This window comes from Psychrobacter sp. 1U2 (genome assembly GCF_051847575.1).
Genome location: NZ_JBPYDC010000401.1, coordinates 1 through 1,125, shown reverse-complemented (window position 1 = coordinate 1,125; position 1,125 = coordinate 1). Strand labels below are relative to the sequence as shown.

The window sequence follows — 1,125 nt, the reverse complement described above, 5'->3', positions numbered from 1 at the left end:
GGCGAACAGTAAAGATGTTCGTGCCCAGCGCTTACTTAGTAAGATGTACTATCAAGGTATCGGCGTGCCGCAAGAGGTGAGTAGCGGTCAATATTGGTTGGAGGAAGCGGCTAAAAATGGACATACAGAAGCAGCAGATCTGGTGGCTGAGTGGCAACAAGCTCAAACATTAATCACATCGCAAAAGCAAGAGCAGCATAGTATTAAGCGTTATCAAGTGTTGGTAGGAGTAGTGGTGCTTGGTGCAATATTGCTCATTGTATTTATATAACAATCAAGCACTCACTTATCGCGTTGTAAGGTTTTAGACTAGCTATTTAACGATACCATAAGACGGTAATTAGTAGACCATACGATTTTCTGCGCACATTTTCTGCGCACTTAGTCACTAAGTTGTATGGCTTTTTCATGATTTACGGTAAAATTTATCAACGGTTGACTGTCTAACTTGTCATTTTATCTATCACAAAACTGGGCTTCTCCATGCCATCACCTTCTGTACCACCGTCTACTGAATCTGAGCCATTAGCGGCTCAAAAAGATTTTGATAACGATACGCTGGATAACCATTCGCTAGATAACTGTGCGTTAAGTAGTACTGCGCCAATCAAACGCGCCACTCGCATGCCACCTTGGTATTATCAGCTTGCTATCACGCTACTAAAGCCATTGTATCGCATTCAAGTTTGGCGTCGTTCGCGCAGTCGTGACAACTATCAACAAGAAGTTGCGCAGCGCTTTGGCAAGCAGTATCCACCGCGTCCGGTATCAAGCGACACTTGTAATGACAAAACAATTTGGTGTCATGCCGTCTCGTTAGGAGAGACCAATACAGTCGCGCCCTTGCTCGATGCTCTATTGGCACAAGGCTATAATATATGGCTAACCAATACCACACAGACGGGTTATGCGCGCGGTGCCAGTCGTTTTGCTGAGGAGATTGCTCAAGGTCGGATGAGTCACAGTTATGTGCCAGTAGATACGCCCGCCGTTATCGAGACATTTTTGGCGCATGTACAGCCTGTCGCTGCGTTGTTTGTCGAAACTGAATTATGGGCAAATATTTTAGCCACTTTATCGCAAAAAGACATTCCTAGTATTCTGGTAAATGGACGACTATCAGCG

At 44.8% G+C, this 1,125-nt stretch carries 1 protein-coding gene and 1 pseudogene; both read left to right on the top strand.

All coding sequences use genetic code 11. From position 1 onward, the window contains the following. Positions 1-271 (top strand): annotated as a pseudogene (locus ACS8FD_RS16145) (tetratricopeptide repeat protein); the annotation flags it as partial. 212 nt (positions 272-483) lie between these two features. Continuing rightward, a partial coding sequence (locus ACS8FD_RS16140) for a 3-deoxy-D-manno-octulosonic acid transferase (RefSeq protein ID WP_439276592.1) occupies positions 484-1,125 on the top strand: 642 nt, incomplete at its 3' end.